Raw genomic sequence first — 22,147 nt, 5'->3', positions numbered from 1 at the left:
CGCTGCCCCGGGTGGTGGTACTCGACTACGGCTCCGGCAACCTGCGTTCCGCCCAGCGTGCCGTGGCCCGGGCCGGTGCCGAGGTGACGGTCACCGACGACCTCGACGCGGCAGCCGCCGCCGACGGTCTGGTGGTGCCCGGCGTCGGCGCCTTCGCCGCCTGCATGGCCGGGATCGAGGCGCTCCGGGCCGGCCCGGTGATCGCCGAACGGGTCGCGGCGGGCCGCCCCGTACTGGGCATCTGCGTCGGCATGCAGGTCCTCTTCGAGTACGGCGAGGAGCACGGCGTGGTCACCAAGGGCCTCGGCCTGCTGCCCGGCGGGGTGACCGGGCTGGCCGCCGAGCGGGTACCGCACATGGGCTGGAACACCGTCGCGCCGCCGCCCGGCTCCCGGCTCTTCGCCGGCCTGCCGGCCGACGCCCGGTTCTACTTCGTGCACTCCTACGCCCCGACGGACGTGGCCGGGCTGGCCGCCGCCGGTGCGCTGCCGACCACCGCCGAGCACGGTGGACGGTTCGTGGCGGCGGTGGAGCGCGGGCCGCTGTCGGCCGCCCAGTTCCATCCGGAGAAGTCCGCCGAGGCCGGCCGGGTGCTGCTGCACAACTGGCTGGCCACGCTGTGAGCGCGTCCCGGCCGAGGCCCGGCCCGGTACACCGTCGGCGGTCCGCCCGGTGTGGAGTCGGTGGTTGGGCTCGGTGTGCTGTCGGCGAGGTGATCGGGCTTGCCGCCGGTGGACCGGTCGGGCAGGCTGCCGGCGGAGAGGTGTCGCCCGGTGAGTAAGGAACGGGCGAGGCGCCGTGCGGTCCGGCTGGCCGAGGCGGAGCGGGACCGGGCCGCCCGCGCGCGGCGGGTGGCCCGGCGTCAGCGTCGGCGTGCCCTGTTACGCCGGATCACCCCGCGACTGCCGGACCGGCGTACCGGGCGGTTGTTCGCCCGGCGCAGCCGGGGTGAGCGGGCCGCAGTGGTCGTACTCTCCGTGGCGGCGGTGACCGGCATCTGGCTGCTTGTCGACGAGTTGGCCCTCCGACTCGGCCTGATCGCACTGCTGCTGCTGGTGCTGCCGGCAGTCGTGGTGATCGCACTCGGCCGCCGGACCTGAACGTCGACCAGCACCGCCAACGACCAGCATGATCATCGACCAGCACCGTCATCCGCAACCGAGGAGAGCACGTTGAGCCTGACCCTGCTTCCCGCCGTCGACGTCGCGGACGGCCAGGCCGTCCGCCTGGTCCAGGGCGCCGCGGGCAGTGAGACCAGCTACGGCGACCCGCTGGAGGCCGCCCTGGCCTGGCAGAACGACGGTGCCGACTGGATCCACCTGGTCGACCTCGACGCCGCGTTCGGCCGGGGCTCGAACGCCGCACTGCTGGCCGAGGTGGTCCGCCGGATCGACGTCAAGGTGGAACTCTCCGGCGGGATCCGGGACGACGAGTCGCTGCGGGCGGCGCTCGGCACCGGGGCGGCCCGGGTCAACATCGGCACCGCCGCGCTGGAGGACCCGCAGTGGTGCGACCGGGTGGTCGGCGAGTACGGCGACCGGGTGGCGATCGGGCTGGACGTGCGCGGCCGTACCCTCTCCGCCCGGGGCTGGACCCGGGACGGCGGTGACCTGTTCGAGGTGTTGGAGCGGCTCGACAAGGCGGGCGCGGCGCGGTACGTGGTGACCGACATCACCAAGGACGGCACGATGCGCGGACCCAACCTCGATCTGCTGCGCGAGGTCTGTGCCCGTACCGACGCGCCGGTGATCGCCTCCGGTGGCGTCTCCACCCTCGACGACCTGCGGGCGCTCGCCGCGCTGGAGCCGATCGGCGTGGAGGGCGTGATCGCCGGCAAGGCGCTCTACGCCGAGGCGTTCACCGTCGCCGAGGCGCTGGCGGTACTCCGCGAGGCGTGACCGGACGGCGACAGCAGGTCGTCGGCGGACCGTCAAGCCCGGCCGGCTGAGCCGTCGGTCACGTGATCGGAAGCGCGCCTGGTCGGGCGCGGGAACCCGGGCGTATCTTGGGCCGGCCGGCGGGCCAGCGGGGGTTCGGCGGCGACGGAACCGGAAGGAGACGTGAGCGACCATGCGGGTGCTCTACACCGCCCAGGCCCGGTCCACCGGAGAGGGGCGGGACGGTCACGTCGCCACCTCGGACGGCATCCTCGCGCTGGACCTCGCCGCGCCCAAGGAGATGGGCGGGGAGGGCGGCGCCACCAACCCGGAGCAGCTCTTCGCCGCCGGGTACGCGGCCTGCTTCCACTCGGCGCTGAAGCTGCTGGCCCGGCGGGACAAGGTCGACGTCGCCGGGTCCAGCGTCACCGCCGACGTGGGGCTCGGCCGGACCGACAGCGGCGGTTTCGGCCTGACCGTCACGCTCAACGTCGAGGTGCCGGGGCTGGACCCCGAGACGGTACGCGAGCTCACCGCCAAGGCGCACGAGCTGTGCCCGTACTCGAACGCGGTGCGTGGCAACGTCGACGTCACCCTGACGGTGGCCGGCGACGCCAACGGTTAGGCTCGGCGCATGACGGTGGCGGTACGGGTGATCCCCTGTCTCGACGTGGACGCGGGGCGGGTCGTCAAGGGGGTCAACTTCGTCGACCTGCGGGACGCGGGCGACCCGGTCGAGCTGGCCGCGGCGTACGACGAGGCCGGTGCCGACGAGCTGACCTTCCTCGACGTCACCGCCTCCTCCGACGACCGGGGCACCATGCTCGACGTGGTACGCCGGACCGCCGAGACGGTCTTCATCCCGCTCACCGTCGGCGGCGGCGTACGCAAGGTCGCCGACGTGGACGTGCTGCTCCGGGCCGGGGCGGACAAGGTCGGGGTGAACACCGCCGCGATCGCCCGCCCGGAGTTGATCGCCGAGATCGCCGAGCGGTTCGGTCGCCAGGTGCTGGTGCTCTCGCTCGACGTCCGGCGTACTCCCGCCGGCACCGAGACCGACAGCGGGTTCGAGGTGACCACGCACGGCGGCCGGCGCGGCACCGGGATGGACGCGGTCGGCTGGGCGGCCCGTGCCGCCGAGCTGGGCGCCGGGGAGATCCTGCTCAACTCGATGGACGCGGACGGCACCAAGTCCGGATTCGACCTGGAGTTGATCGGGGCGGTACGCCGGGTGGTGGACGTACCGGTGGTGGCCAGTGGCGGGGCCGGTGCGGTGGCGCACTTCCCGCCGGCGGTGGCGGCCGGTGCGGACGCCGTTCTCGCCGCCAGTGTCTTCCACTTCGGTGAGTTGAGCGTCGGCGAGGTCAAGGACGCGCTGCGCGGCGCAGGCCACCCGGTCCGCTGACCACCACGACCTCCGAGCTGACACTTCCCGCAGCACTACGCACCGAAGTCGCGCCTCGGGCGCCGTCGCCGACCACTGTGCCGCTTCACTCACAACTACGACCGGTCCAGGGGCACCGGTCGGCTGGCGAGCCGTCGTGCCGGACTACTGACCGCTGTTCTCGGGCGAGCGGCGCGGCATCGGCAGGGTGAACCGGGCGGCGTACTCCTGCACCGCCGCCGCGTGCTCGTCCTCGGCCAGTTCCCAGTCGTGGCTGCCGGGAGAGTGCCGGCGGGTCAGCACGCCGTGCACCGTCTCGACGGTGGTGGCGAGGCCGCCGTGCGGCCGGGTCCGCCACAGGTGCTCACCGGCGGAGGTGACCCGGAACCAGCCGTCCGAGACGGTGATCAGACCGGCGCCCACCAGGCGGCGCACCGCGGCCTCGATCTCGTGCCGGGCCGGAAGAGCCCGGTTGAGATGGTCTGCGGTGGAGAGCACGTCGGCGAGCCGGACGCCCTCCGGCCGACGCGTGCTGCTCGACCGTCGGTGCCGGCCGGCGCCGCCCGCGATGATCAGCGATACGAAGATCCATGCGTCGGACCAACGCCATCCCTCATCCCCCATGGGAGAAATGATGCCGTGCCGCGCCATCCGACGGAACCGTTGTGCACAGGTTCATTCCGTGGACCCGGGACGACCGGCCCTCCACGAGGGACGATCGGGCCAGATCGACGATCTTTTCGCCCGCCCGCGCGCGTCGTTCGGCCCTCGGCCCGGCCTGATCGGCCGGCGCCCGGTCCCGTCGGCAGGTCCCGTCAGCCGGTTGAGTCAGCCGGTCCCGGCGTCGGTGACCGGGCGGGGCAGGCCGCCCGGGTCCGCCGGCGGCACCGGTCCGGCCGGCCCCGACGGTACGGTGAACATCGGGATGAAGGCGTGCACCAGCGGGCCGATGGCGAGGGCGTACGCCACGGTGCCGATCCCGACCTGGCCGCCGAGGGCGAACCCGATCGCCAGTACGGTCAGCTCGATCACCGTGCGGACCAGCCGGATGGAGCGGTGCGGCCGGCGGGCCACGTAGCCGGTCATCAGTCCGTCGCGCGGGCCGGGGCCGAGCCGGGCACCGATGTACAACCCGGTGGCCAGGCCGTTGAGCAGGATGCCGGCGGCCAGGAAGCCGATCTGGGTGGGCAGGTCCTCGATGGTGGGCAGCAGAGCCAGTGCGAGGTCGACGGCGAGCCCGATCACCACGACGTTGCTCACCGTGCCGAGCCCGGGACGCTGGCGCAGCGGGATCCACAGCAGCAGTACGAGGGCGCCGACGGCGATGGTCACGGTGCCGAACGACGCTCCGGTGAGCTTGGACAGCCCCTGGTGGAAGACGTCCCAGGGGTCGAGCCCGAGGGAAGCCTCGACCATCAGCGCCATGCTGAACCCGTAGAGCGCCAGGCCGACGTAGAGCTGTCCGAGACGCCGGGCGAGCCGGTCGCCTCGGTTACCCCGATCGCCTCGGTTGCCAATTTTTGCCATGCGTGCCACTCTGAGGGCCAATCCGGCGGCTATGAAGGGCCAATCGAGGTGAAGTGGCTATGACCAGCCTCGTCCGAGGGTCACAACTGGGACGCATGCTCGGACAGTGGCACGCACTTCCGGGGCGGCGACGCAGCCCCGACTACGTTGCCCTGGCCGGCGCGGTGCGCGGGCTGCTCGCCGACGGCCGGCTGCCGCTGGGCGTACGGCTGCCGGCCGAGCGTGAGCTGGCCGAAGCGCTGCGGGTCAGCCGGACCACCGTCACCGCCGCCTACCGGGAACTGCGGGAGAGCGGGCACCTGAACAGCCGGCGGGGGGCGGGCAGTTGGACCACGCTGCCGGGCGGTCACCGGGTGGCCAGTTCGGGACTGTGGACGCCGCAGGACGACCTGGACATGATCGACCTCGGCTGCGCCGCGCTGGCCGCCCCGGCGGAACTGGCCTCGGCCGCCCGGGCCGCCGCCGAGGACCTGCCGCGCTACCTCGGCGGTGCCGGCTACCACCCGACCGGGATCGTCGAGCTGCGCACGGCGGTGGCGCGGGCGTACACCGAGCGTGGCCTGGCCACCAGCCCGGAGCAGATCATGGTGACCAACGGCGTGCAGCACGCCCTGGACCTGGTGCTCCGGCTCGCGCTGCCGACCGGCGGCAGCGTACTCGTGGAGTCGCCGACCTATCCCAACGCGCTCGCCGCACTGGCCGCGCGCCGCGCCCGGATCGCCACCCACGGCCTGGCCACCGAGGGTACCGGCTGGGACGCCGACCTGCTGCTCGGCAGCCTGCGGCAGACCCGTCCCCGGCTGGCCTACCTGATCCCGGAGTTCCAGAACCCGACCGGTCACCTGATGCCCGCCGAGCTGCGGGAGCGGGTGGTGGCGACCGCACACGCCAGCGGCACCGACCTGGTCGTCGACGAGTCCTTCGTGGACCTCGTGCTGGACGGCACCGAGATGCCCCCGCCGACCGCCGTCTTCGACCGGCACTCCCGGGTGGTCACCATCGGCGGGATGAGCAAGCCGTACTGGGGCGGCCTGCGAATCGGCTGGATCCGTGCCTCGGCGCCGCAGGTGCAGCGGCTGGCGGCGGCCCGGGTCGGGGTGGACATGGCCGGTCCGGTGCTGGACCAGCTCGTCGCGGTACGGCTGCTCGCCGACGCCGAGACGATCGTGTCGGCCCGCCGGGCGGAGCTGACCGCCCAGCGCGACGCCCTGCTCGCCGCGCTCCGCGCGGAGCTGCCCAACTGGCGGGTACGTACCCCGGCCGGCGGCGTGACGCTCTGGGCCGAGCTGGACGGGCCGATCGCGAGCGCGTTGGCGAGAGCCGCCGAGGAGGCCGGGGTACGCCTCGCACCCGGCCCGAGGTTCGGCCTCGACGGCACCCTGGAACGTTTCCTTCGGCTGCCGTTCACGCTGCCCGCCGCCGAACTGACCGAGGCGGTACGGCGGATCGCCGCCGTGCGGTACGACATCGACCGGGTGGAGCGACCGCACTGGCGGGAGCCGGTGGTCATCGCCTGAACGCCGAGCACCCGGCCCTCCGACGCCTCGGCCCTCCGACGCCCTGGCCCCGAGCACCCGGCCGTCGTTGGACCGGGCCGTCGTTGGACCGGGCCGTTCAAACCCTGGCCCTCGTTGGGCCTGGCCCTCGGTTGGACCGCCCCGCCGTTGGACCGGGCCCGGGACGACAACCCGGCCCTGACCTCGGCGGGGTGGCCCCTCGGTGCTGCTGGCCCGTCTGCCTGGGATCATCGACCGGTGACCATGATCGACAAAATCGCCTGGATCCGCCTCGAACAGGGCCGGATCCTCAGTTCGCGCTCGCACGGCAAGGACGTCTACTACCTGCCGGGCGGCAAGCGGGAGCCCGGCGAGACGGACCTGGAGACCCTGGTGCGGGAGATCGGCGAGGAACTCAGCGTAACGATCATGCCGGAGACCGCCGAGCCGGTCGGCGTCTTCGAGGCGCAGGCGCACGGCCATCCGGCCGGCCGGGTCGTCCGGATGACCTGCTACGCGGCCGACTACCGGGGCGTACTGCGACCGGCCAACGAGATCGCCGAAGTCGTCTGGCTGGGCTACGGCGACCGGCACCGGGTCTCCCCGGTCGACCAGGTGATCTTCGAGCACCTCTCCGACACCGGCAAGCTGCGCTGAACCGTCCGCCGACGAGTTGCGCTGAGGCGTTCGCGGGCGAGTTGTGCTGGGCCGTCCGCCGATGAGTTGCGATGAATCGACTGCCGACGAGTTGCGCTGAACCGTCCACCTGCGAGTTCGGCTGAGGCGTCTGCCGGCGAGATGTGCTGCGGGCCGTGCGCCGGAGAGTTGTGCAGAGCCGTCTGGCCGGCGGGCTGGGCCGTTCGCCAGCCCTCGGCGATCAGGCCGGGTAGCCGGCCCGGGGGATGGCCGCCAGGCTGGGCAGGCGCAGCCGGGATGCCGGGGAGGTGGTCAGGCTGGCCCAGACGATCTTGCCGTCGGTGCCCCGCAGTACGCCCCAGTTGGCGGCCGAGCGGGTCACCATGGCCAGCCCGCGACCGCGTACGGCGAGGGGTTGGTGCGGGCCGGCCGGGTTCGTCGACTGACGCCGGGGCAGCGCCGGTACGCCGTGGTGCCGGTCGGCGACCGCGATCCGTAGCCGCTGCCGGTGGTGACAGAGGGTCAGATCGATGTCGGTGCCGGCGTGCTCGACGGCGTTCGCCACGAGTTCGGAGGCGACGAGTTGGGCGTCGTCGGCGACGTCGGTCAGCCGCCACCGCTCGCAGCACTCCCGGACCAGTCCACGCGCGGCGCTCACCGCCTGGGGTACCGGTGCCAGCCGTCGGTGGGCCCGCCGGGCACGGGGCGGAACGGGGTAGGGCCGGACCCGGCCGAGCGCCTCGGTGAGCCGGGAGTAGAGCCGGACCCGCCGGGTCGGCAGCCGGCGGAGCAGTTCGGTCAGGGCCGAGGCCGGCGCGCAGACCAGCACGGTCACGCCACGCCGGCAGGACTCCCGGAGCATCACCATCGCCGGCAGCAGGGTCGGCAGCAGCTTGTCCGGGGCGATCCGGGTGCAGTCCACGGCCACGTACGGCGGGTGGTGCGCGGCACAGCGTGCCAACGCCCGCTGCAACGTGTACGCCTGCCCGACGCTCCACCGGCCCGCCATCGTGATCACCAACGCGCCCGTCTCCACGTGCGCCGCGACCGTGGCCACCATCACCGCAACCCCCTAACCGCACAGGTGCCCCGCGACCGGCCGCCTGGTCGACCCGCCGTGCACCTGACCCTGCACTTACCCCGGTGACCCTCCCGTGAAGCGGGCCAGATGTCACGTTGTCCGCCGGTAGCCGGGCGTGGACGGTCGGTAGCGATCACGAGGGCGGCGCCGACCGAGATGTGAGCTGGGCGGGTGTGCGGCGAGTCCGACCGCGACTTCCCTGGTCAGGGCGTTCGGGGACCCGGCGTACCGGGTCCCCGGCCGGCGGGTCAGATCTGGGCGAGGGTGCCCTCGTACATCTCGTCGATCTCGGCCTTGAAGCTGCTCTCCACGGCCCGGCGCTTGATCTTCATCGACGGCGTCATCTCGCCGTCCTCGACGGTCAGGTCGCGGCTCAGCACCGTGACCTTCTTGATCGTCTCCCAGCGGTTGAGCTTCTCGTTCAGTTCCGCGACGTAGCCCTCGACCATCGCGCGCGCCTCGGCCGAACCGACGATCTCGGCGTACGGGCGGCCGGCCAGGGGACCGTTGGCGGCCCAGGTGGCGATCGAGTCGGGGTCCAGCGAGACCAGCATGGTGCAGTAGTTGCGGGCCTGCCCGATCACCACCACCTGCGAGGTGTACGGGCAGAGCGCCTTGAACACGCCCTCGATGTACGACGGCGAGATGTACTTCCCGCCCGACGTCTTGACCAGGTCCTTCTTCCGGTCCGTGATCTTCAGGAAGCCGTCGCCGTCGAGTTCGCCGATGTCACCGGTGCGGAAGAAGCCGTCCTGGGTGAACGCCTCGGCGGTCTCGCCGGGCAGGTTGTGGTAGCCCCGCATCACCGGCATGCCACGGAGCAGGATCTCGCCGTCGGTGTCGATCCGGCATTCCAGGTCGCCCATGGCCTTGCCGACCGTGCCGATCTTGAGCGCGCCGGGGCGGTTGACGAAGTTGCCGGCGCTGGTCTCGGTCAGCCCGTACCCCTCGGAGATGGGCAGGCCGGCGGCGGCGAAGAAGGTCGCGATCTCCTGGCTCAGCGGCGCCGCCCCGGAGACGAGTACCCGGATCCGGCCGCCCAGCCGGGCCTGGAGCTTGCTGAAGACCAGCTTCTCGGCGAGCCCGTAGCGCAGCCGCAGCCCGGCCGAGACCGGCGTGCCGGCCTGTTCCAGGGCGACCTTGTGCTTGCCGGTCCGTACCGCCCAGGCGAAGATCTTCGCCTTCGCGCCGCCCGCCGTCTGCGCGGTGGTGACCGCCCGGTTGTAGACCTTCTCGTAGATCCGGGGCGCGCCGCACATCAGCGTCGGCCTGACCACTCCGAGCAGGTCGACGAGCTTGTCCAGCCGGCCGTCGACGTAGGTGGGCATGCCGACGTGGATCACGCCGCAGATCAGCGTCTTGCCGAACGAGTGCGACAGCGGCAGCCAGAGGTACTGCAGGTCCTCGGCCTTGATCAGCCCCAGTTGCGCCTGGGCCACGCCCTCCCAGCACCATCCGGCGTGCAGCAACTCGACGCCCTTGGGCCGTCCGGTGGTGCCGGAGGTGTAGATCAACGTCGCCAGGTGGTCCTGGTCGATCCCGGCGACCACCCGGTCGATCAGGTCCGGGTCGCTCTCCAGGGCCAGCGCGCCCTGCACCTCCAGGTCGGCGAGGGTGAGCTGCGGCGGGGTGGCGGCCGGGTCGGCCGGCCCGTCGATCACCACGACGTGGGTCAGCGCCGGCAGCTCCACCCCGGCGATCTTCGCCGCCTGCTCGGCGTTCTCGGCGATCAGCACCTTCGAGCCGGAGTCCGTGAGGATGTAGGCGGTGTCCTCCGGCTCGGTGGTCGGATAGACCGTGGTGGTCGCGCCACCGGCACACATGATGCCGAGGTCGGCGAGGACCCAGTCGAGCCGGGTGTTGGCCAGGATCGCCACCCGGTCCTCGGAGTCGACGCCGAGGCCGCGCAGCCCGGCCGCGATCGCCTTGGCGCGCTGGCCGACCTGTGCCCAGCTCAGCCAGACCGGGCCGGAGTCGTCCGGGGCGGGGTGGGCGAAAGCGTCCCGGTCGGGGGTGGCCGAGACACGCTTCAGGAACATGTCGGGGATGGACCGGTAGGGGACGTCGAGAGCCATGGCGGGGGCAGCCTCCGGATATCGTCGCGTGACGGTGATCACGTTAAATCGCGGTTACCGTACGGTATTGGTTCCTCCAGCGCCACGGCTAGTCCCGATCGGTCCGGGTAGCCACGCCGATCGGATCGCCCGCCCACGGCCTCACCTCGCCGTTTCCGCCGGTCGACCGGGAACGGCTCCGAGTGGCAAACCCGAAATTTCCGGGTACGTCTCTAAGCTATCCAGACGTCGGCCCAGGTCTGGCCGGCAGGTAGCGCCGCCGGAGGCGGGGCGCGGAGGTCATCAACCACGGGTGAGGGTGATCAGCCATGGGTCATGCAGGACCGGTCATGGAAAGTCTCGGTCGCGGCGACGCGGTACCGGGCCATGTCATCCACCTTCCGGTTGCCGTACACACCCTGCACGCCGCGACCGAACTGGCCGCGCGGCTGGCGGAGTCGCTGGCCTTCCTGCCGGAACTCGACGCCGGCGAGGTCACCGTCTCGGCCGAGGACGCGCAACACGAGCGGTACCGGGTGTTCTGCGACCGGCTGCTGTTCGGCACCGGCCGGTGCGGCGAGCGGGAGGGACACCGGGGCGCCTGTGTGGCCGGTACCGCCGGTAACGTGCCGACGACCGGGCATCGGACGTTGATCGACGCGACGTAGGGCGGTCGGGCCGGCGTGGCTGCCGCCCGGCCGCCCGACCGCCCGCTCCTCGATCAAATACCGGACATCCTCGGTGGCATCTCCGAATTCCACGGCGGCGAACGCCAGCAGCAGCCCTGGACGACACCACCGTCGAGCGGATCAGTCGTCGTCGCGGTCGTCGCGGTCGTCGTCCTTGTCATCCTTGTCGTCGTCCTTGTCGCGGTCGGTCTTGACGATCTCGCCGGTGGCCGCGTCCACGTCCACCTCGATCTCCCAGCCGTCCTTGACCAGCTCCACACTCCACACCTCGCGGCCGTGCTCCCGCTCCCGCTCGACCTCCTCAAGCTGGCCACCACCCGCGCTGGCCAGGGCGATCTGCACGGCCCGCGCCGAGTCGACCGATCCGGCCGGTGCCGCGCCGGTCGGGCCGGGCGATCCGCTCGGCGCGCCTGACGGGGTACCGCTCGGCCCGGTCGTCGGACCGCCGGTCGGGTCGGTGCCGGGCGTACCCGTCGGTTCGGAGCCGGGCGTACCGGTCGGGTCGCCGGGCGCGGTGGTGGCCACCGCCGCACCGAAGCCCTGCCGCTCGCCCTCCGCCGCGCTGGCCCCGATCGCGGTACCGACGACGGCGGCGGCCGCCAGCGCGCCGCCGATGCTCAGGACCAGTGTCTTACGCCGCATCGCAGTCTCCTCGATCGTCGCGAACACCCGGTGCGGTGTTCTGCGACAGAGGTTCGCCCGGATCGGGATAGCGGCGCGCTGTGCGAACCCTAAGCCTCGGTAAAGAACCGAGAACTGGGGCCCTGGATCCACGGCCGCCGGCGCGAGGAAGAGCGGTGCGACCCGGCCGGCGCGGGGAAGAGCGGCGCAGCCAGTTTGGCTCGGGAAGTCCGCTGCGGCCAGTCCGGCGCGGGGAGTAGCGGTGTGGCCGGGCCGGCGCGGGAGGACCTGGGCGACCTGGCGGCCGGTGCGGGGAGAGCGGTGCGGCCGGACGGCCGGAGTAGGTCAGCGTGGTGCCGCCCCGGGCTGCGGCTCTCGGGCGGCGAGCGGTGGTCCGAGGATGACGGTCACCCGCGCTCCGCCGCCGTCCGCCTCGGACAGTTCCAACCTGCCGCCGCTCTCCCCGGCTGCCCGGCGGGCGATGTCCAGCCCCAGCCCGGTCGAGCCGGCCGCGCTGGCCCCGCGCCGGACCAGGGCCGCCGGGTCGCCCGGGGCCGGGCGTGGTCCGACCAGCGGCGGCGGCAGTCCGGGACCGCTGTCGGTGACGGTCAGCCGGGCGCCACCGCCCGGCCGTTCGGTCAGCGCGATGGCGAAGCCGGTCCCGTCCGGCGTGTGCGCGAAGACGTTGCCGAGCAGGGCGTCGAGCACCGCCGCGAGGTCGTCGGCGCTCAGCCGTACCGGCAGCGGACGGTCGACCAGGTCGAGTCCGACCGCCCGGCCGGTGTCCTCGGCAAGTACGGTCCAGAAGGCGACCCGCTCCCGGACCACCGCCGTGGCGTCGCAGGCCGCTGCGGTACCGGTGTCGGCGCCCCGCCGCCGGGCCTGCCGGATCAACCCGGTCACCGCCCGCTCCACCGCGTCCACCCGGTCGGTGATCCGGGCCGCCTCCTGCGGGTCGGCCAGCGACTCGGACTCCAGCCGGAGCGAGGTCAACGGGGTACGCAGCCGGTGCGACAGGTCGGCGAGCTGCTCGCGTTCGTCCCGCAGCAACTCCTGGATCCGGGTGGCGAGGTGGTTGAGTGCACCGGCAACCGCCCGCAGTTCCGCCGGACCGGACGGTCGGGCCCGCGCGGTCAGCTCCGCCCCGGCCAGCCGGTGCGACACGGCCGACAGTTCGGTGATGGGTGCGGTCAGCGACCGGGCCAGCCGGTCGGCGACGGCGAGGCCGAGCAGCAGCAGCGCCACTCCGAGCCCGGCGAGTACCAGCCAGGACCGGTAGACGCCCCGGGTCAGCTCGTCGTCGGGTACGAAGGTGCGGATCACCGCCGTACCGTCCGGGCGGCCCTGCACCGCGACCAGGATCTCCCGGCCGTCCTCGTCGGCGACGGTAAGGCTCTCGCCCCGGGCAGCCAGCTCCACCCCGTCGGTGCGTGGTACCGAGGCGCCGAGGACCGCGCCGTCCGGCAGGAAGACCGTGACCGGCCGGTCGGCGGCGGCGCCGACCTGCTCGGCGGCCAGCCGCAGCCCGTCCGGGCCGGTGGTGCCGACCAGCGGAACCAGCGCCTGCACCTCGGCGGTGGCGTCGGCCACCGTCCGGTCTGCGGCGACGTCGCGCAGCAGCACCGCGAGCGGGACCAGGAAGGCCAGCAGCACCAGGCCGGTGGTGGCGGCGACGAGCAGGATCAGCCGTCGCCTCACGACTGCGCCCCGGGTACGTCGAGCCGGTCCGCCCCGGGTACGTCGAGCCGGACCCCCACCCCGCGCACGGTGTGCAGGTAGCGGGGCTGCTGTGCGGTCTCGCCGAGCTTGCGGCGCAGCCACGACAGGTGTACGTCCACCGTCTTGTCCGCGCCGCCGTAGGGCAGTTGCCACACCTCGGTGAGGAGTTCCCGCTTGCTCACCACCCGGCCGGCCCGGACGGCGAGGTAGTGCAGCAGGTCGAACTCCCGGGGCGTCAGTTCGAGCGGTGCTCCGGCCAGGGTCGCCTGGCGGCCGGCGGGGTCGACCCGCAGTTCCCCGACCGCCAGTATCGCCGGAGCGTCCGCCGGGCCGGCACCACGCCGCAGTACCGCCCGGATCCGCGCGTCCAACTGGGCGGCGGTGAACGGCTTCACCACGTAGTCGTCGGCGCCCGCGTCCAGCCCCCGGATGATCTCGGCCTCCTCGTCCCGGGCGGTCGCGATGATCACCGGTGTGCTGTTCACCGCCCGGAGCATCCGGAGTAGTTCCAGCCCGTCCAGGTCGGGCAGGCCCAGGTCGAGTACGACGAGGTCGGGCCGGTCGTCGAGGACCCGTTGCAGCCCGGTCATCGCGGACTGTACGGCGGCCACCGCGTGCCCCCGGTCGCGCAGCGCGTGCAGCAGCGGGGTACGGATGGCCGGGTCGTCCTCGATCAGCAGTAGGCGCGCCACACCCGCACGGTAACCCGGAGATGCTGCCCGGTGCCCGGTCAGCACACCGCCGCCGGGACTGCGGTCGAGGTGCTATCTTAGGGCTCCTAAGTTATTGGTTAGTGTGCGAAAGGTCGACATGCCACGCCGGGGTCTGACGAGTGAACGGGTCTCGGCCGCCGCGGCCGAGCTGGCCGACGAGGTCGGGCTGTCCCGGCTGACCGTCGCGGCGGTCGCCCGGCACTTCGGGGTCTCGGACGCCGCGCTCTACGCGCACGTGCGCAGCCGCGACGCGCTGATCGAGCAGGTGGCGGTCCGGGCGGCAGCGACCTTCGCCGACCGGCTCGGGCTGGCTGTGGCCGGTCGGTCCGGCCGGCGGGCGCTCGTCGGGTTCGCCGACGCCTACCGTGCGTTCGCGGTGGCGCACCCCGGGCAGTACGCGGCGACCCAACTGCCGCTGCCGCCCGAGATCGGCACGGCCTCGGCGGGACATCTCCGCATGATCGAGCTGAGCTACGCGATGCTGCGGGGGTACGGGCTCGACGAGCCGGGCCGCACCGACGCGCTGCGCTTCGTACGCAGCACCTTCCACGGGTTCGCGACGTTGGAGACGGTTGACGGGTTCGGCCATCCCCGCGACCTCGACGCGTCCTGGCGCAGCCTGCTCGACGCGGTGCACACGACCCTGACCAACTGGCCGACCAGCGACGAGGGTGGCCAGCGAGCCAACGGAGGTCAGCAAGCCAACGGGAACCAGGGAGCCAACAGGGGCCAGCAAGCCAACGGGGGCCAGCGAGCCAACGGGGAACAGGGAACAGGGGACAGGAAATGAGCAGTTCCGAGAGCCACGAACAGGATGTCCGGTCGGCGGACGGCACCCGCCTGGTGGTCCGGCGGACGGGGTCCGGCGACCCCGTCGTGCTGGTACACGGGTCGGGTGGCGGACTGCGGTCCTGGGCCGCCGTCGCCGGCCGGCTCGCCGCCGAGTACGAACTGTGGATGCCGGCCCGGCGCGGCTACGGTCCGAGCGACGTACCGTCCGGGGTCAAGTCGTTCAAGGACGAGACGGCCGACCTGCTCGCGGTCATCGAGGCGGCGCGCGGGTCCTCGGGGCGGCCGGTGCACCTCGTCGGCGGCTCGTACGGGGCGACCCTGGCGCTGCACACGGCGGCGGCGGAGCCGGGCGGGCTGCGCTCGCTCGCCCTCTTCGAGCCCCCGCTCTTCGCGGCCGGGCCGGAGACGGTGCCGCTGCTCGACCGGTATAGGGCCGCCTTCGTCCGGGACGACGCCGAGGCGATGGCCGCCGTGCTGAACGAGGTGACCCGGGTACCGGCCGAGGTGGTCGCGGCCTTCGCCGCCGCTGCGGGTGACCGGAAGCCCGATCCGGCCGAGGCACGGCGCTCGGCGATCGGCTGGCTGCACGATCTCGAAGCCCTGGCAGACGATGGCACAGACCCCGCCCGCTGGTCCGCGATCAGTCTGCCGACCCTGCTCATGCAGGGGGCGGAGACCTGGGAACCTATGCCCAGCACGATGAATGCGCTGGCGGCGGCGCTGCCCCGGGCGCGCCGGATCAGTTGGCCGGGACAGTCGCACTTCGTGACCATGACGGCACCCGCCCTGGTCGCCGACGCCCTGCGCGAGTTCTTCACCGAGATCGGATAGCCGGAGCGGGCGTGTGGTCGGGTAGCCGGACGGCCCGCGCGCTCGGGTAGCCGGACGGGAACGTGCGGTCGGGTAGCCGGACGGCCCGTCGGGACGGGAACGTGCGGCGGGGTCGGCCGCGCAGGATCGGGCGGCTAGAGAGCCGGGGTGGGGCCGTTAACTGTTCTTTAGGGTCCACCGGCGCCGGCCTTAACGCGGCGGCGGGCATCATCGGAGGATGCGTCGACGTACCCTGCTCGCCGTCGCCGGCTGGCTGCTCGCCGCGCTGGTCGCCACCGGTACCGGGCTGGCCGCCGTACAGGTGATCGGTGCCGGACTGACCGGGCCGGCGGGTGAGCTGCGCAGCCCGGCCGAGGTGTCCCGGGCGCTCGCCGCCACCCCACCGCCGACCGGCTTCGCCCCGCCGGCCGCCGGAGGTTCCGCCCCGCCGTCCGGTCCGGTCCCGTCCGGCGGGACCGTCGGCGCGACACCGACCACCACGGGCCCGTCTCCCGGTGTCCCGACCGGCGCCGACGACTCGCGCCGGTTGCTCTCCACCCCGGGCGGCACGGTGGTGGCCGAGTGCGCGGGCCGGCAGGTGTGGCTGACCGCCTGGACGCCGGCCCAGGGCTACCGGGTCGGCGAGGTCGAGCGCGGCCCGGACGACGACGCCGAGGTCACCTTCCACGGCTCGGGCCAGCGGATCGAGGTCGAGGTCGAGTGCGCGGACGGCAAACCGGTACCGACCTGGAAGACGCACGGCGGCGACGACTGACGAGTCGGCAGGTCACCGGGGAAGATGAGCCGCGGCGGGTTGCCCCGGCAGTCCGACGGAGGTCGATTCCGGCAGACGGAGGACGGGTCGGCAGGTCGCAGGGGAAGGTGAGCCTCGGCGGGTCGCCCGGGAGCGTCCGCCCCGGCATCTCGACGGAGGTCGATTCCGGCAGACGGAGTGGATTCCGGCAGGTCGGCGCGGCGGTTCACCGGTAGCGGCCGGCGCCGAGCGACCAGTCGTAGCTGCCCCGGATCCAGGCCCGGCGGGCGGTGACGAATCGGAGGGTGTCGGTGTCCGCGCCGGTGAGCAACGCGGACTCCAGCCTCAGGTACGCCCGCAGCCCGGCGTTGAACCGGCGGGCCGCGTCGAGCAGTCCGGCCTGCTCCTCCCGCCCGGCCGACTGGGCGAGTACGACGATCAGGTTGTGCCCGTCCCGCCCCTGCCGGCGCTCCTTCGCGTACGAGAAGACGTCGTTGCACCAGCAGACCAGGTCGGCGGCGAGGTCGTCGAGGCTGGCCGCGTCCAGGTCGCCCCGACAGGTGGCCTCGGCCAGGCCCCCGTACGCGAGGTCGGTCAGGGTGAAGCTGGGGCGTACCCCGCCGGTGTGCCGACGCATCTGGAGGTACTCGGCCACCGCCGGTACCCGGTCCCGTTCCCGGTTCGCCGCCTCCCAGAGCAGGGCCAGCAGGTAGTCCCGCATCTGCCCGACGAACCGGAGCAGCAGCCGGGGCGAGCCGTGTGCGCGTACCCGTCGGCACAGGTCGTGCAGGGCGGCGGCGGTCGGGCCGGCGACGGCGGCCAGCTCCGGCGGTGCCGGCCCGCCGAGCAGGTCGAGTACGTCGAGCAACTGCCCGACGACCGGGGCGAGTCGGGCCGGGTCCTCGCCCAGGCCGTCGTCGTCGCAGTGGTCGTCGAAGGTGAACAGCCAGGTGAACAGGTCGCAGAGCAGCCGGAGGTGCTCCGGCCGGGCGTCCGGGCAGGCGCGGCCGGCCAGGTCTGCGGCGTTCGCCCGGTCCAGCCGGCGGACCGAGGCGGTGCTGCGGACCAGGCCGAGTTCGGCGGCCCACCGGGTGGACTGCGGGCGGACGTGACCGACATGTCCGCTGATCCGGGCCGGGAAGGGCGGACGGGTCAGCGACACCAGGGCGAAGGCGCGCATCGGGTCGTCCGGCCCCCGGTGGGGGTCAGATCCCGAGCTTCGCGGTCCGCAGCCGGTCGGTGAGGGCGGCCGGACCGACCAGTTGCACCCGGGCGACGCGCTGCCGGCCGAACAGGAACATGATCAGCTCGCCCGGCGAGCCGACCATCCTGACCTGTTCGCCGCCGGCCCCGGCGGTGGTCTCGCCGTGGTCGGGTGCCTGGATCAGCAGCGCGGCCGGAAACCGGCGCAGCGCCATCCGGGCCATCGTCGGGATGCGTTTCCAGAGCGCGGCCCGCTGCCCGGCCGGCAGTTCCCGGGGTTGCCAGTCGGGCCGGGCCCGCCGGACGTCCTCGTGGTGCACGAAGAACTCGGTCAGGTTGGCCAGTTCGTTCACCGGTGGCAGCGTCATCGGGTTCCACCGGGGCGGGCGCCGGACCAGCTCGACCAGGGCCGGATAGGGCTTCGCGGCCACCGTCGCCTGCACCCGGGCGCCGTGCTCCCGTAGTGGCGGGAGCAGCAGTCCGGCCGCCGCGTCGGGACGGCGTTCCCGGACCACCAGGTGGGCGGCGAGGTCCCGGGCGGCCCATTCCGGGATGATCGTGGGCGCGTCCGGCCCGAGCGCCAGGAGGAGATCGGCCAGGGACTGTCGCTCCGTGTCCGCGTAGCGGGGCATGCCTTGATCGTAATCCTGATCCGGCCGGGAGCCGTGCCACGAGCCGGCCGGTCTGCGAGCCGCATTACGGCGGGAAGCCGGACCAGCGGCGGTTCGCCGATGTCCGGCAGGCGGCGGCATGGGGAACAGGTTGTGACAGCAGACACAATCGGGGCGGAGTCGGTCCTCGCCGGGCCAATCGGTTCGTCATCCCCATCCCTGATCGGTAAGGATGAGCTGGACGCAGGTGGCTTACGGCGGGGGACGGGCGTGGCGGGCAAGACAAGCCGGGACATACTTCTCAGGGGGCTCAGGGTCCTCGGCTACGCGGTCCGCGAGGAGCCCCGGATCTTCTCCGTCGCGGTCGGCGGAAGCGTCCTCTACAGCTTGTTGATCATCGCCAGCGCGTACGTGATCGGCGCCGTCGTCGGTGACGTGGTGGTGCCCTCGCTGGAGGATGGCCGGTTCGACCTCGCTGCCGTGCTGCTGGCCGCCGCCGCGTTGCTCGCGGTCAGCCTCGGCCGGGTGCTGGGCATGTTCGGCCGCCGGCTGGGCGCCGGGTTCATGCAGTACCGGTTGCAGGCCAGCTACCGCCGTCGGATCACCCGCCGCTACCTCGAACTCCCGCTCTCCTGGCACCACCGGCACGCCACCGGCACCCTGCTCTCCAACGCCAACTCGGACGTCGAGGCGGCCTGGTTCCCGATCGCGCCGCTGCCCTTCGCGGTCGGCACCCTGGTGATGCTGGTCGCGGCGATGGGCTCGCTGTTCGTCACCGACTGGGTACTCGCCCTGGTCGGGGTGGCGATCTTCCCGGCGCTGTTCGCCCTCAACGTGGTCTACTCCCGACGGATGGCTCCCCGGCAGGCCCGGGCCCAGCAGATGCGCGCCGAGGTGAGCGCGATCGCGCACGAGAGCTTCGACGGCGCCCTGGTGGTCAAGACGATGGGGCAGGAGGCCCGGGAGACGGCCCGGTTCGCCGCCCAGGCTGGCGAACTGCGGGACGCGCTGATCTCGGTCGGTCGGCTCCGGGGCGTCTTCGACCCGATGCTGGAAACCCTGCCGAGCCTCGGCACCCTGGCCGTGCTGCTGGTCGGCGCGGTCCGGTTGAGCCAGGGGGCGGTCACCATCACCGAACTCGTCAGCGTGGCGTTCCTCTTCACCGTGCTGGCCTTCCCGGTCCGGGCGATCGGCTGGGTCCTCGCCGAACTGCCGCGCAGCGTCGCCGGCTGGGACCGGTTGCAGTCCGTGCTCACCGCGACCGGTGAGATGCCGTACGGCGAGACCACCCTGGACCGCCGGGACGACCGTCCCGCGACGCTCGTCTTCGACCGGGTCACCTTCGGGTACGCCCCGGCCGAGTCGCCGCCGGCCACCGCGCCCGCCGAGCCGGGACTCGCCACCGAGCAGCCGGAGGCGGCGGCCCGGCCGGTCGGGGTACCCGCGCCGACCGGACCCGCTCCCGCCGCGCCGACCGCCACCGGGCCGGTACCCGTACTGCACGAGGTCTCGTTCACCGTGCCGGCCGGCCGCACGGTGGCGCTGGTCGGGCCCACCGGCTCCGGCAAGTCCACGATCGTCTCCCTCGCGGTACGGCTGGTCGACCCGGACGCCGGCACGGTGACCCTGGACGACGTCGACGTACGCTCCCTCACCGCCGCCTCGCTCGCCGGCAGCACCGCGCTGGTGGCGCAGGTGCCGTTCGTCTTCGACGACACCATCCGGGAGAACATCACCCTGGGCCGGGACGGCATCACCGACGACGACGTCTGGGCGGCGCTGCGGCTGGCCGAGGCGGACGGCTTCGTGGCGGCGCTGCCGGACGCGCTGGACACCCTGGTGGGCGAGCGTGGTGCGGCGCTCTCCGGCGGCCAGCGGCAGCGGCTCACCCTGGCCCGGGCACTGGCCGGCCGGCCCCGCCTGCTGGTGCTGGACGACGCCACCAGCGCCGTCGACCCGAGGGTGGAGGCGGCGATCCTGGCCGCGCTGCGGGGTGGGCGGACGGCGTCGACCGACATCGCCGGCCCGCCCGGGCCGGGGGCGTCGATCCTGGTGGTGGCGTACCGGCGGGCCACCATCGCGCTCGCCGACGAGGTGGTCTACGTCGAGCACGGCCGGGTGGTCGGCCGGGGCACCCACGCCACGCTGCTGCGTACCACGCCGGGGTATGCGGCGCTGGTCACCGCGTACGAGCGGGCCGAGGCGGAGCGGGAGCGGGAGCGGGCGTACGAGGACCCCCGGCGAGACGAAGAGGTGCAGGCGTGAGCACGACGACGGCGGGAGCGGTACCGGAGCGGGTGGAGAGCGCCTGGGGCACCTTCCGGCGCGGCCTGGCGCTCTCGCCGGAGCTGCGTACCGGGCTGGCCGGCACGCTCGGGCTGGCCCTGGTCTCGATGGTCGGCCGGGCCGCCGTACCGGTGGCGATCCAGCAGGGCATCGACCGGGGCCTGCGGGCCCCCGGCGGCCCGGACCTCGGGGTGGTCGGCTTCGTGGTCGCCGCCACCGCCGCCGTGCTGGTGGTGACCACCATCTGCGGGTACCTGATGATGCGGCGGCTCTTCACGGTCAGCGAGACGGCGCTGGCCGGGGTGCGGGTCCGGGCCTTCCGGCACGTGCACGACCTGTCGACGCTGCACCAGCAGGCGGAGCGGCGCGGCTCGCTGGTCTCCCGGGTCACCAGCGACGTGGACCAGATCACCCAGTTCCTCCAGTGGGGCGGGGTGATCCTGCTGATCAACCTCGGCCAGGTGGTGGTGACCACCGTGGTGATGGCGGTCTACTCCTGGCAGTTGACCCTGGTGGTGTTCGCCGCGTTCATCCCGGCCCTGGCGGTGATCCGGATCTTCCAGAAGCGGCTCGCCGCCGCGTACGGGGTGGTCCGGCAGCGCCTCGGCGCGATGCTGGCGGCGATCTCCGAGACCGTGGTCGGCGCGCCGGTGATCCGGGCGTACGGCGTGGCCGGCCGGACCGCCGACCGGCTGGACCGGACCATCGACGCGCAGCGCCGGGCCCAGCAGCGGGCGATCCGGACCAGCGTGGTCAGCTTCTCGACCGGCGAGATCGCCGCCGGGCTGGCCCTGGCCGGGGTGGTGGTGCTCGGGGTGAAGCTCGGCGTCGACGGTGCGCTGGGCATCGGCGAACTCACCGCCTTCCTCTTCCTGGTCACCCTCTTCATCCAGCCGGTGCAGATCGCCACCGAGGTACTCAACGAGGCGCAGAACGCGGTCGCCGGCTGGCGCCGGGTGCTGGACGTGCTGGACGTGGCGCCGGACGTGGCGGACCCGGGCGAGCAGGGTGTGGACCTGCCGGCCGGGCCGGTCGACATCCGGTTCGCCGGGGTCGACTACCGCTATCCGGGCGGCCCGCCGGTGCTGGTCGACGTCAACGTGGACATCCCGGCGAAGACCCGGGTCGCGGTGGTCGGCGAGACCGGCAGCGGCAAGACCACCTTCGCGAAGCTGCTGACCCGGCTGATGGACCCGTCCACCGGTGCGGTGCTGCTCTCCGGGGTGCCGCTGGACCGGGTACGGTTCGGCTCGCTGCGCTCCCGGGTGGTGATGGTGCCGCAGGACGGCTTCCTCTTCGACTCGACGGTCGCCGAGAACGTCCGGTTCGGCCGGCCGGAGCTGACCGACGAGGAGTTGGCGCTCGCCTTCACCGAACTCGGGCTCGGCGACTGGGTGGACGGGCTGCCGGCCGGGCTGGCGACACCGGTGGGGGAGCGCGGCGAGGCGCTCAGCGTGGGCGAGCGGCAGTTGGTCGCGCTGGCCCGGGCGTACGTGGCCGACCCGGACCTGCTGGTGCTGGACGAGGCGACCAGCGCGGTCGACCCGGCCACCGAGGTACGCCTGCAACGCACCCTCGACGCGGTGACCCGGGGCCGGACCACGGTGGCGATCGCGCACCGGCTCTCCACCGCGCAGGCCGCCGACGAGGTGATCGTGGTGGACCGGGGCCGGATCGTGCAGCGTGGTCCGCACGAGGAACTGGTCAGCGACCCGGAGTCGGTCTACGGGCTGCTCTACGCGTCCTGGTTGGAGCAGACGAGGTAGCGGACGGGAAGCACCGGCGACGTGATGGACGGGAAGCACCGGCGACGTGATGGGCGGGGAGTGACGGCGACGAGCTGGACGACGGGGTGACGGCGACGAGATAGACGACGTCCGCGCGATAGGTTAGC

General features: G+C 73.3%; 22 protein-coding genes. 13 read left to right on the top strand and 9 right to left on the bottom strand.

Annotated elements, in window-relative coordinates; translation table 11 throughout:
* The first annotated feature begins 2 nt into the window (after window positions 1-2).
* From hisH to hisF, 5 genes are all read left to right on the top strand, one after another.
* On the top strand, window positions 3-623 hold the full coding sequence (gene hisH / locus Pen02_RS24580) for an imidazole glycerol phosphate synthase subunit HisH (protein WP_203868523.1): 621 nt from the start codon (window positions 3-5) through the stop codon (window positions 621-623).
* 150 nt (window positions 624-773) lie between these two features.
* Entirely contained in the window at window positions 774-1,100 is a 327-nt protein-coding gene (locus Pen02_RS24575) for a hypothetical protein (RefSeq protein WP_203868431.1), read from the top strand.
* Window positions 1,101-1,172: 72 nt separating this feature from the next.
* Window positions 1,173-1,898, top strand: a complete 726-nt coding sequence (gene priA / locus Pen02_RS24570) for a bifunctional 1-(5-phosphoribosyl)-5-((5-phosphoribosylamino)methylideneamino)imidazole-4-carboxamide isomerase/phosphoribosylanthranilate isomerase PriA (protein ID WP_203868430.1) — start codon at window positions 1,173-1,175, stop codon at window positions 1,896-1,898.
* A 172-nt stretch (window positions 1,899-2,070) separates the two neighbouring features.
* Complete coding sequence (locus Pen02_RS24565) at window positions 2,071-2,502, top strand: organic hydroperoxide resistance protein (protein ID WP_203868429.1); 432 nt, start codon at window positions 2,071-2,073, stop codon at window positions 2,500-2,502.
* Window positions 2,503-2,511: 9 nt separating this feature from the next.
* Window positions 2,512-3,282, top strand: a complete 771-nt coding sequence (gene hisF / locus Pen02_RS24560) for an imidazole glycerol phosphate synthase subunit HisF (RefSeq protein ID WP_203868428.1) — start codon at window positions 2,512-2,514, stop codon at window positions 3,280-3,282.
* Between the two features lie 144 nt (window positions 3,283-3,426).
* Here hisF and Pen02_RS24555 read toward each other — a convergent pair whose 3' ends face one another.
* Window positions 3,427-3,885 carry a hypothetical protein gene (locus Pen02_RS24555; protein ID WP_203868427.1) on the bottom strand — a complete coding sequence of 153 codons (459 nt, stop codon included), beginning with the start codon at window positions 3,883-3,885 and terminating at the stop codon, window positions 3,427-3,429.
* Between the two features lie 204 nt (window positions 3,886-4,089).
* A complete protein-coding gene (yczE, locus tag Pen02_RS24550; RefSeq protein ID WP_203868426.1) occupies window positions 4,090-4,788 on the bottom strand; it encodes a membrane protein YczE in 699 nt (232 codons plus the stop codon).
* Window positions 4,789-4,847: 59 nt separating this feature from the next.
* Here yczE and yczR point away from each other — a divergent pair, with 59 nt between their 5' ends.
* Window positions 4,848-6,305: a MocR-like transcription factor YczR gene (gene yczR, locus Pen02_RS24545; RefSeq protein WP_203868425.1), complete on the top strand. Its 1,458-nt coding sequence runs from the start codon at window positions 4,848-4,850 to the stop codon at window positions 6,303-6,305.
* Window positions 6,306-6,542: 237 nt separating this feature from the next.
* Window positions 6,543-6,941, top strand: a complete 399-nt coding sequence (locus tag Pen02_RS24540; RefSeq protein ID WP_203868424.1) for an NUDIX hydrolase — start codon at window positions 6,543-6,545, stop codon at window positions 6,939-6,941.
* Window positions 6,942-7,161: 220 nt separating this feature from the next.
* Here Pen02_RS24540 and Pen02_RS24535 read toward each other — a convergent pair whose 3' ends face one another.
* Both Pen02_RS24535 and Pen02_RS24530 read right to left on the bottom strand, forming a co-directional pair.
* Window positions 7,162-7,980, bottom strand: coding sequence for an ATP-binding protein (locus tag Pen02_RS24535; protein ID WP_203868423.1), 819 nt, complete (start codon window positions 7,978-7,980; stop codon window positions 7,162-7,164).
* A gap of 269 nt (window positions 7,981-8,249) precedes the next feature.
* Window positions 8,250-10,076 carry an AMP-dependent synthetase/ligase gene (locus Pen02_RS24530; RefSeq protein ID WP_203868422.1) on the bottom strand — a complete coding sequence of 609 codons (1,827 nt, stop codon included), beginning with the start codon at window positions 10,074-10,076 and terminating at the stop codon, window positions 8,250-8,252.
* Between the two features lie 329 nt (window positions 10,077-10,405).
* On the opposite strand from Pen02_RS24530, the gene Pen02_RS24525 reads away from it, so the two are divergent.
* Window positions 10,406-10,723 carry a hypothetical protein gene (locus Pen02_RS24525; protein ID WP_203868421.1) on the top strand — a complete coding sequence of 106 codons (318 nt, stop codon included), beginning with the start codon at window positions 10,406-10,408 and terminating at the stop codon, window positions 10,721-10,723.
* A 141-nt stretch (window positions 10,724-10,864) separates the two neighbouring features.
* Here the strand turns inward: Pen02_RS24525 and Pen02_RS24520 are convergent, their stop codons facing one another.
* From Pen02_RS24520 to Pen02_RS24510, 3 genes are all read right to left on the bottom strand, one after another.
* On the bottom strand, window positions 10,865-11,386 hold the full coding sequence (locus tag Pen02_RS24520; RefSeq protein ID WP_203868420.1) for a PepSY domain-containing protein: 522 nt from the start codon (window positions 11,384-11,386) through the stop codon (window positions 10,865-10,867).
* A 324-nt stretch (window positions 11,387-11,710) separates the two neighbouring features.
* Window positions 11,711-13,063: a sensor histidine kinase gene (locus Pen02_RS24515; protein WP_203868419.1), complete on the bottom strand. Its 1,353-nt coding sequence runs from the start codon at window positions 13,061-13,063 to the stop codon at window positions 11,711-11,713.
* Window positions 13,060-13,776 (bottom strand): response regulator transcription factor, encoded by a 717-nt coding sequence (locus Pen02_RS24510; protein ID WP_203868418.1) that lies wholly within the window; start codon window positions 13,774-13,776, stop codon window positions 13,060-13,062. The genes Pen02_RS24515 and Pen02_RS24510 overlap by 4 nt, the downstream gene beginning before the upstream one ends.
* 118 nt (window positions 13,777-13,894) lie before the next feature.
* Here Pen02_RS24510 and Pen02_RS24505 point away from each other — a divergent pair, with 118 nt between their 5' ends.
* From Pen02_RS24505 to Pen02_RS24495, 3 genes are all read left to right on the top strand, one after another.
* Window positions 13,895-14,587: a TetR/AcrR family transcriptional regulator gene (locus Pen02_RS24505; RefSeq protein ID WP_203868417.1), complete on the top strand. Its 693-nt coding sequence runs from the start codon at window positions 13,895-13,897 to the stop codon at window positions 14,585-14,587.
* Complete coding sequence (locus Pen02_RS24500; RefSeq protein WP_203868416.1) at window positions 14,584-15,420, top strand: alpha/beta fold hydrolase; 837 nt, start codon at window positions 14,584-14,586, stop codon at window positions 15,418-15,420. Before Pen02_RS24505 ends, Pen02_RS24500 begins: the two co-directional genes overlap by 4 nt.
* Window positions 15,421-15,637: 217 nt before the next feature.
* Window positions 15,638-16,174 carry a septum formation initiator gene (locus Pen02_RS24495; RefSeq protein ID WP_203868415.1) on the top strand — a complete coding sequence of 179 codons (537 nt, stop codon included), beginning with the start codon at window positions 15,638-15,640 and terminating at the stop codon, window positions 16,172-16,174.
* A 205-nt stretch (window positions 16,175-16,379) separates the two neighbouring features.
* On the opposite strand, the gene Pen02_RS24490 is transcribed toward Pen02_RS24495, so the two are convergent.
* The gene (locus Pen02_RS24490; protein WP_203868414.1) at window positions 16,380-17,333 is read right to left on the bottom strand and encodes a terpene synthase family protein; all 954 of its coding nucleotides are present in this window, start codon (window positions 17,331-17,333) and stop codon (window positions 16,380-16,382) included.
* Between the two features lie 25 nt (window positions 17,334-17,358).
* A complete protein-coding gene (locus Pen02_RS24485) occupies window positions 17,359-17,988 on the bottom strand; it encodes a TIGR03085 family metal-binding protein (RefSeq protein ID WP_203868413.1) in 630 nt (209 codons plus the stop codon).
* 249 nt (window positions 17,989-18,237) lie between these two features.
* Here Pen02_RS24485 and Pen02_RS24480 point away from each other — a divergent pair, with 249 nt between their 5' ends.
* On the top strand, window positions 18,238-20,232 hold the full coding sequence (locus Pen02_RS24480; RefSeq protein WP_239141208.1) for an ABC transporter ATP-binding protein: 1,995 nt from the start codon (window positions 18,238-18,240) through the stop codon (window positions 20,230-20,232).
* On the top strand, window positions 20,229-22,019 hold the full coding sequence (locus Pen02_RS24475) for an ABC transporter ATP-binding protein (protein WP_203868411.1): 1,791 nt from the start codon (window positions 20,229-20,231) through the stop codon (window positions 22,017-22,019). The genes Pen02_RS24480 and Pen02_RS24475 overlap by 4 nt, the downstream gene beginning before the upstream one ends.
* The last annotated feature ends 128 nt before the right edge of the window (window positions 22,020-22,147 follow it).

This window comes from Plantactinospora endophytica, from assembly GCF_016862915.1.
In the GTDB taxonomy this organism is placed as follows: domain Bacteria; phylum Actinomycetota; class Actinomycetes; order Mycobacteriales; family Micromonosporaceae; genus Plantactinospora; species Plantactinospora endophytica.
Note: the sequence above shows the minus strand (reverse complement) of the source record. Positions and strands in the feature narration are given on the sequence as shown.

Bases quoted from the DNA above. Each gene is read 5' to 3' on its own strand.
- Pen02_RS24565 (WP_203868429.1), top strand. From the start codon at position 2,071: ATGCGGGTGCTCTACACCGCCCAGGCCCGGTCCACCGGAGAGGGGCGG.
- hisF (WP_203868428.1), top strand. From the start codon at position 2,512: ATGACGGTGGCGGTACGGGTGATCCCCTGTCTCGACGTGGACGCGGGG.
- Pen02_RS24555 (WP_203868427.1), bottom strand. From the start codon at position 3,885: ATGGGGGATGAGGGATGGCGTTGGTCCGACGCATGGATCTTCGTATCG.
- yczE (WP_203868426.1), bottom strand. From the start codon at position 4,788: ATGGCAAAAATTGGCAACCGAGGCGATCGGGGTAACCGAGGCGACCGG.
- yczR (WP_203868425.1), top strand. From the start codon at position 4,848: ATGACCAGCCTCGTCCGAGGGTCACAACTGGGACGCATGCTCGGACAG.
- Pen02_RS24535 (WP_203868423.1), bottom strand. From the start codon at position 7,980: ATGGTGGCCACGGTCGCGGCGCACGTGGAGACGGGCGCGTTGGTGATC.
- Pen02_RS24530 (WP_203868422.1), bottom strand. From the start codon at position 10,076: ATGGCTCTCGACGTCCCCTACCGGTCCATCCCCGACATGTTCCTGAAG.
- Pen02_RS24525 (WP_203868421.1), top strand. From the start codon at position 10,406: ATGGAAAGTCTCGGTCGCGGCGACGCGGTACCGGGCCATGTCATCCAC.
- Pen02_RS24520 (WP_203868420.1), bottom strand. From the start codon at position 11,386: ATGCGGCGTAAGACACTGGTCCTGAGCATCGGCGGCGCGCTGGCGGCC.
- Pen02_RS24505 (WP_203868417.1), top strand. From the start codon at position 13,895: ATGCCACGCCGGGGTCTGACGAGTGAACGGGTCTCGGCCGCCGCGGCC.
- Pen02_RS24500 (WP_203868416.1), top strand. From the start codon at position 14,584: ATGAGCAGTTCCGAGAGCCACGAACAGGATGTCCGGTCGGCGGACGGC.
- Pen02_RS24495 (WP_203868415.1), top strand. From the start codon at position 15,638: ATGCGTCGACGTACCCTGCTCGCCGTCGCCGGCTGGCTGCTCGCCGCG.
- Pen02_RS24490 (WP_203868414.1), bottom strand. From the start codon at position 17,333: ATGCGCGCCTTCGCCCTGGTGTCGCTGACCCGTCCGCCCTTCCCGGCC.
- Pen02_RS24485 (WP_203868413.1), bottom strand. From the start codon at position 17,988: ATGCCCCGCTACGCGGACACGGAGCGACAGTCCCTGGCCGATCTCCTC.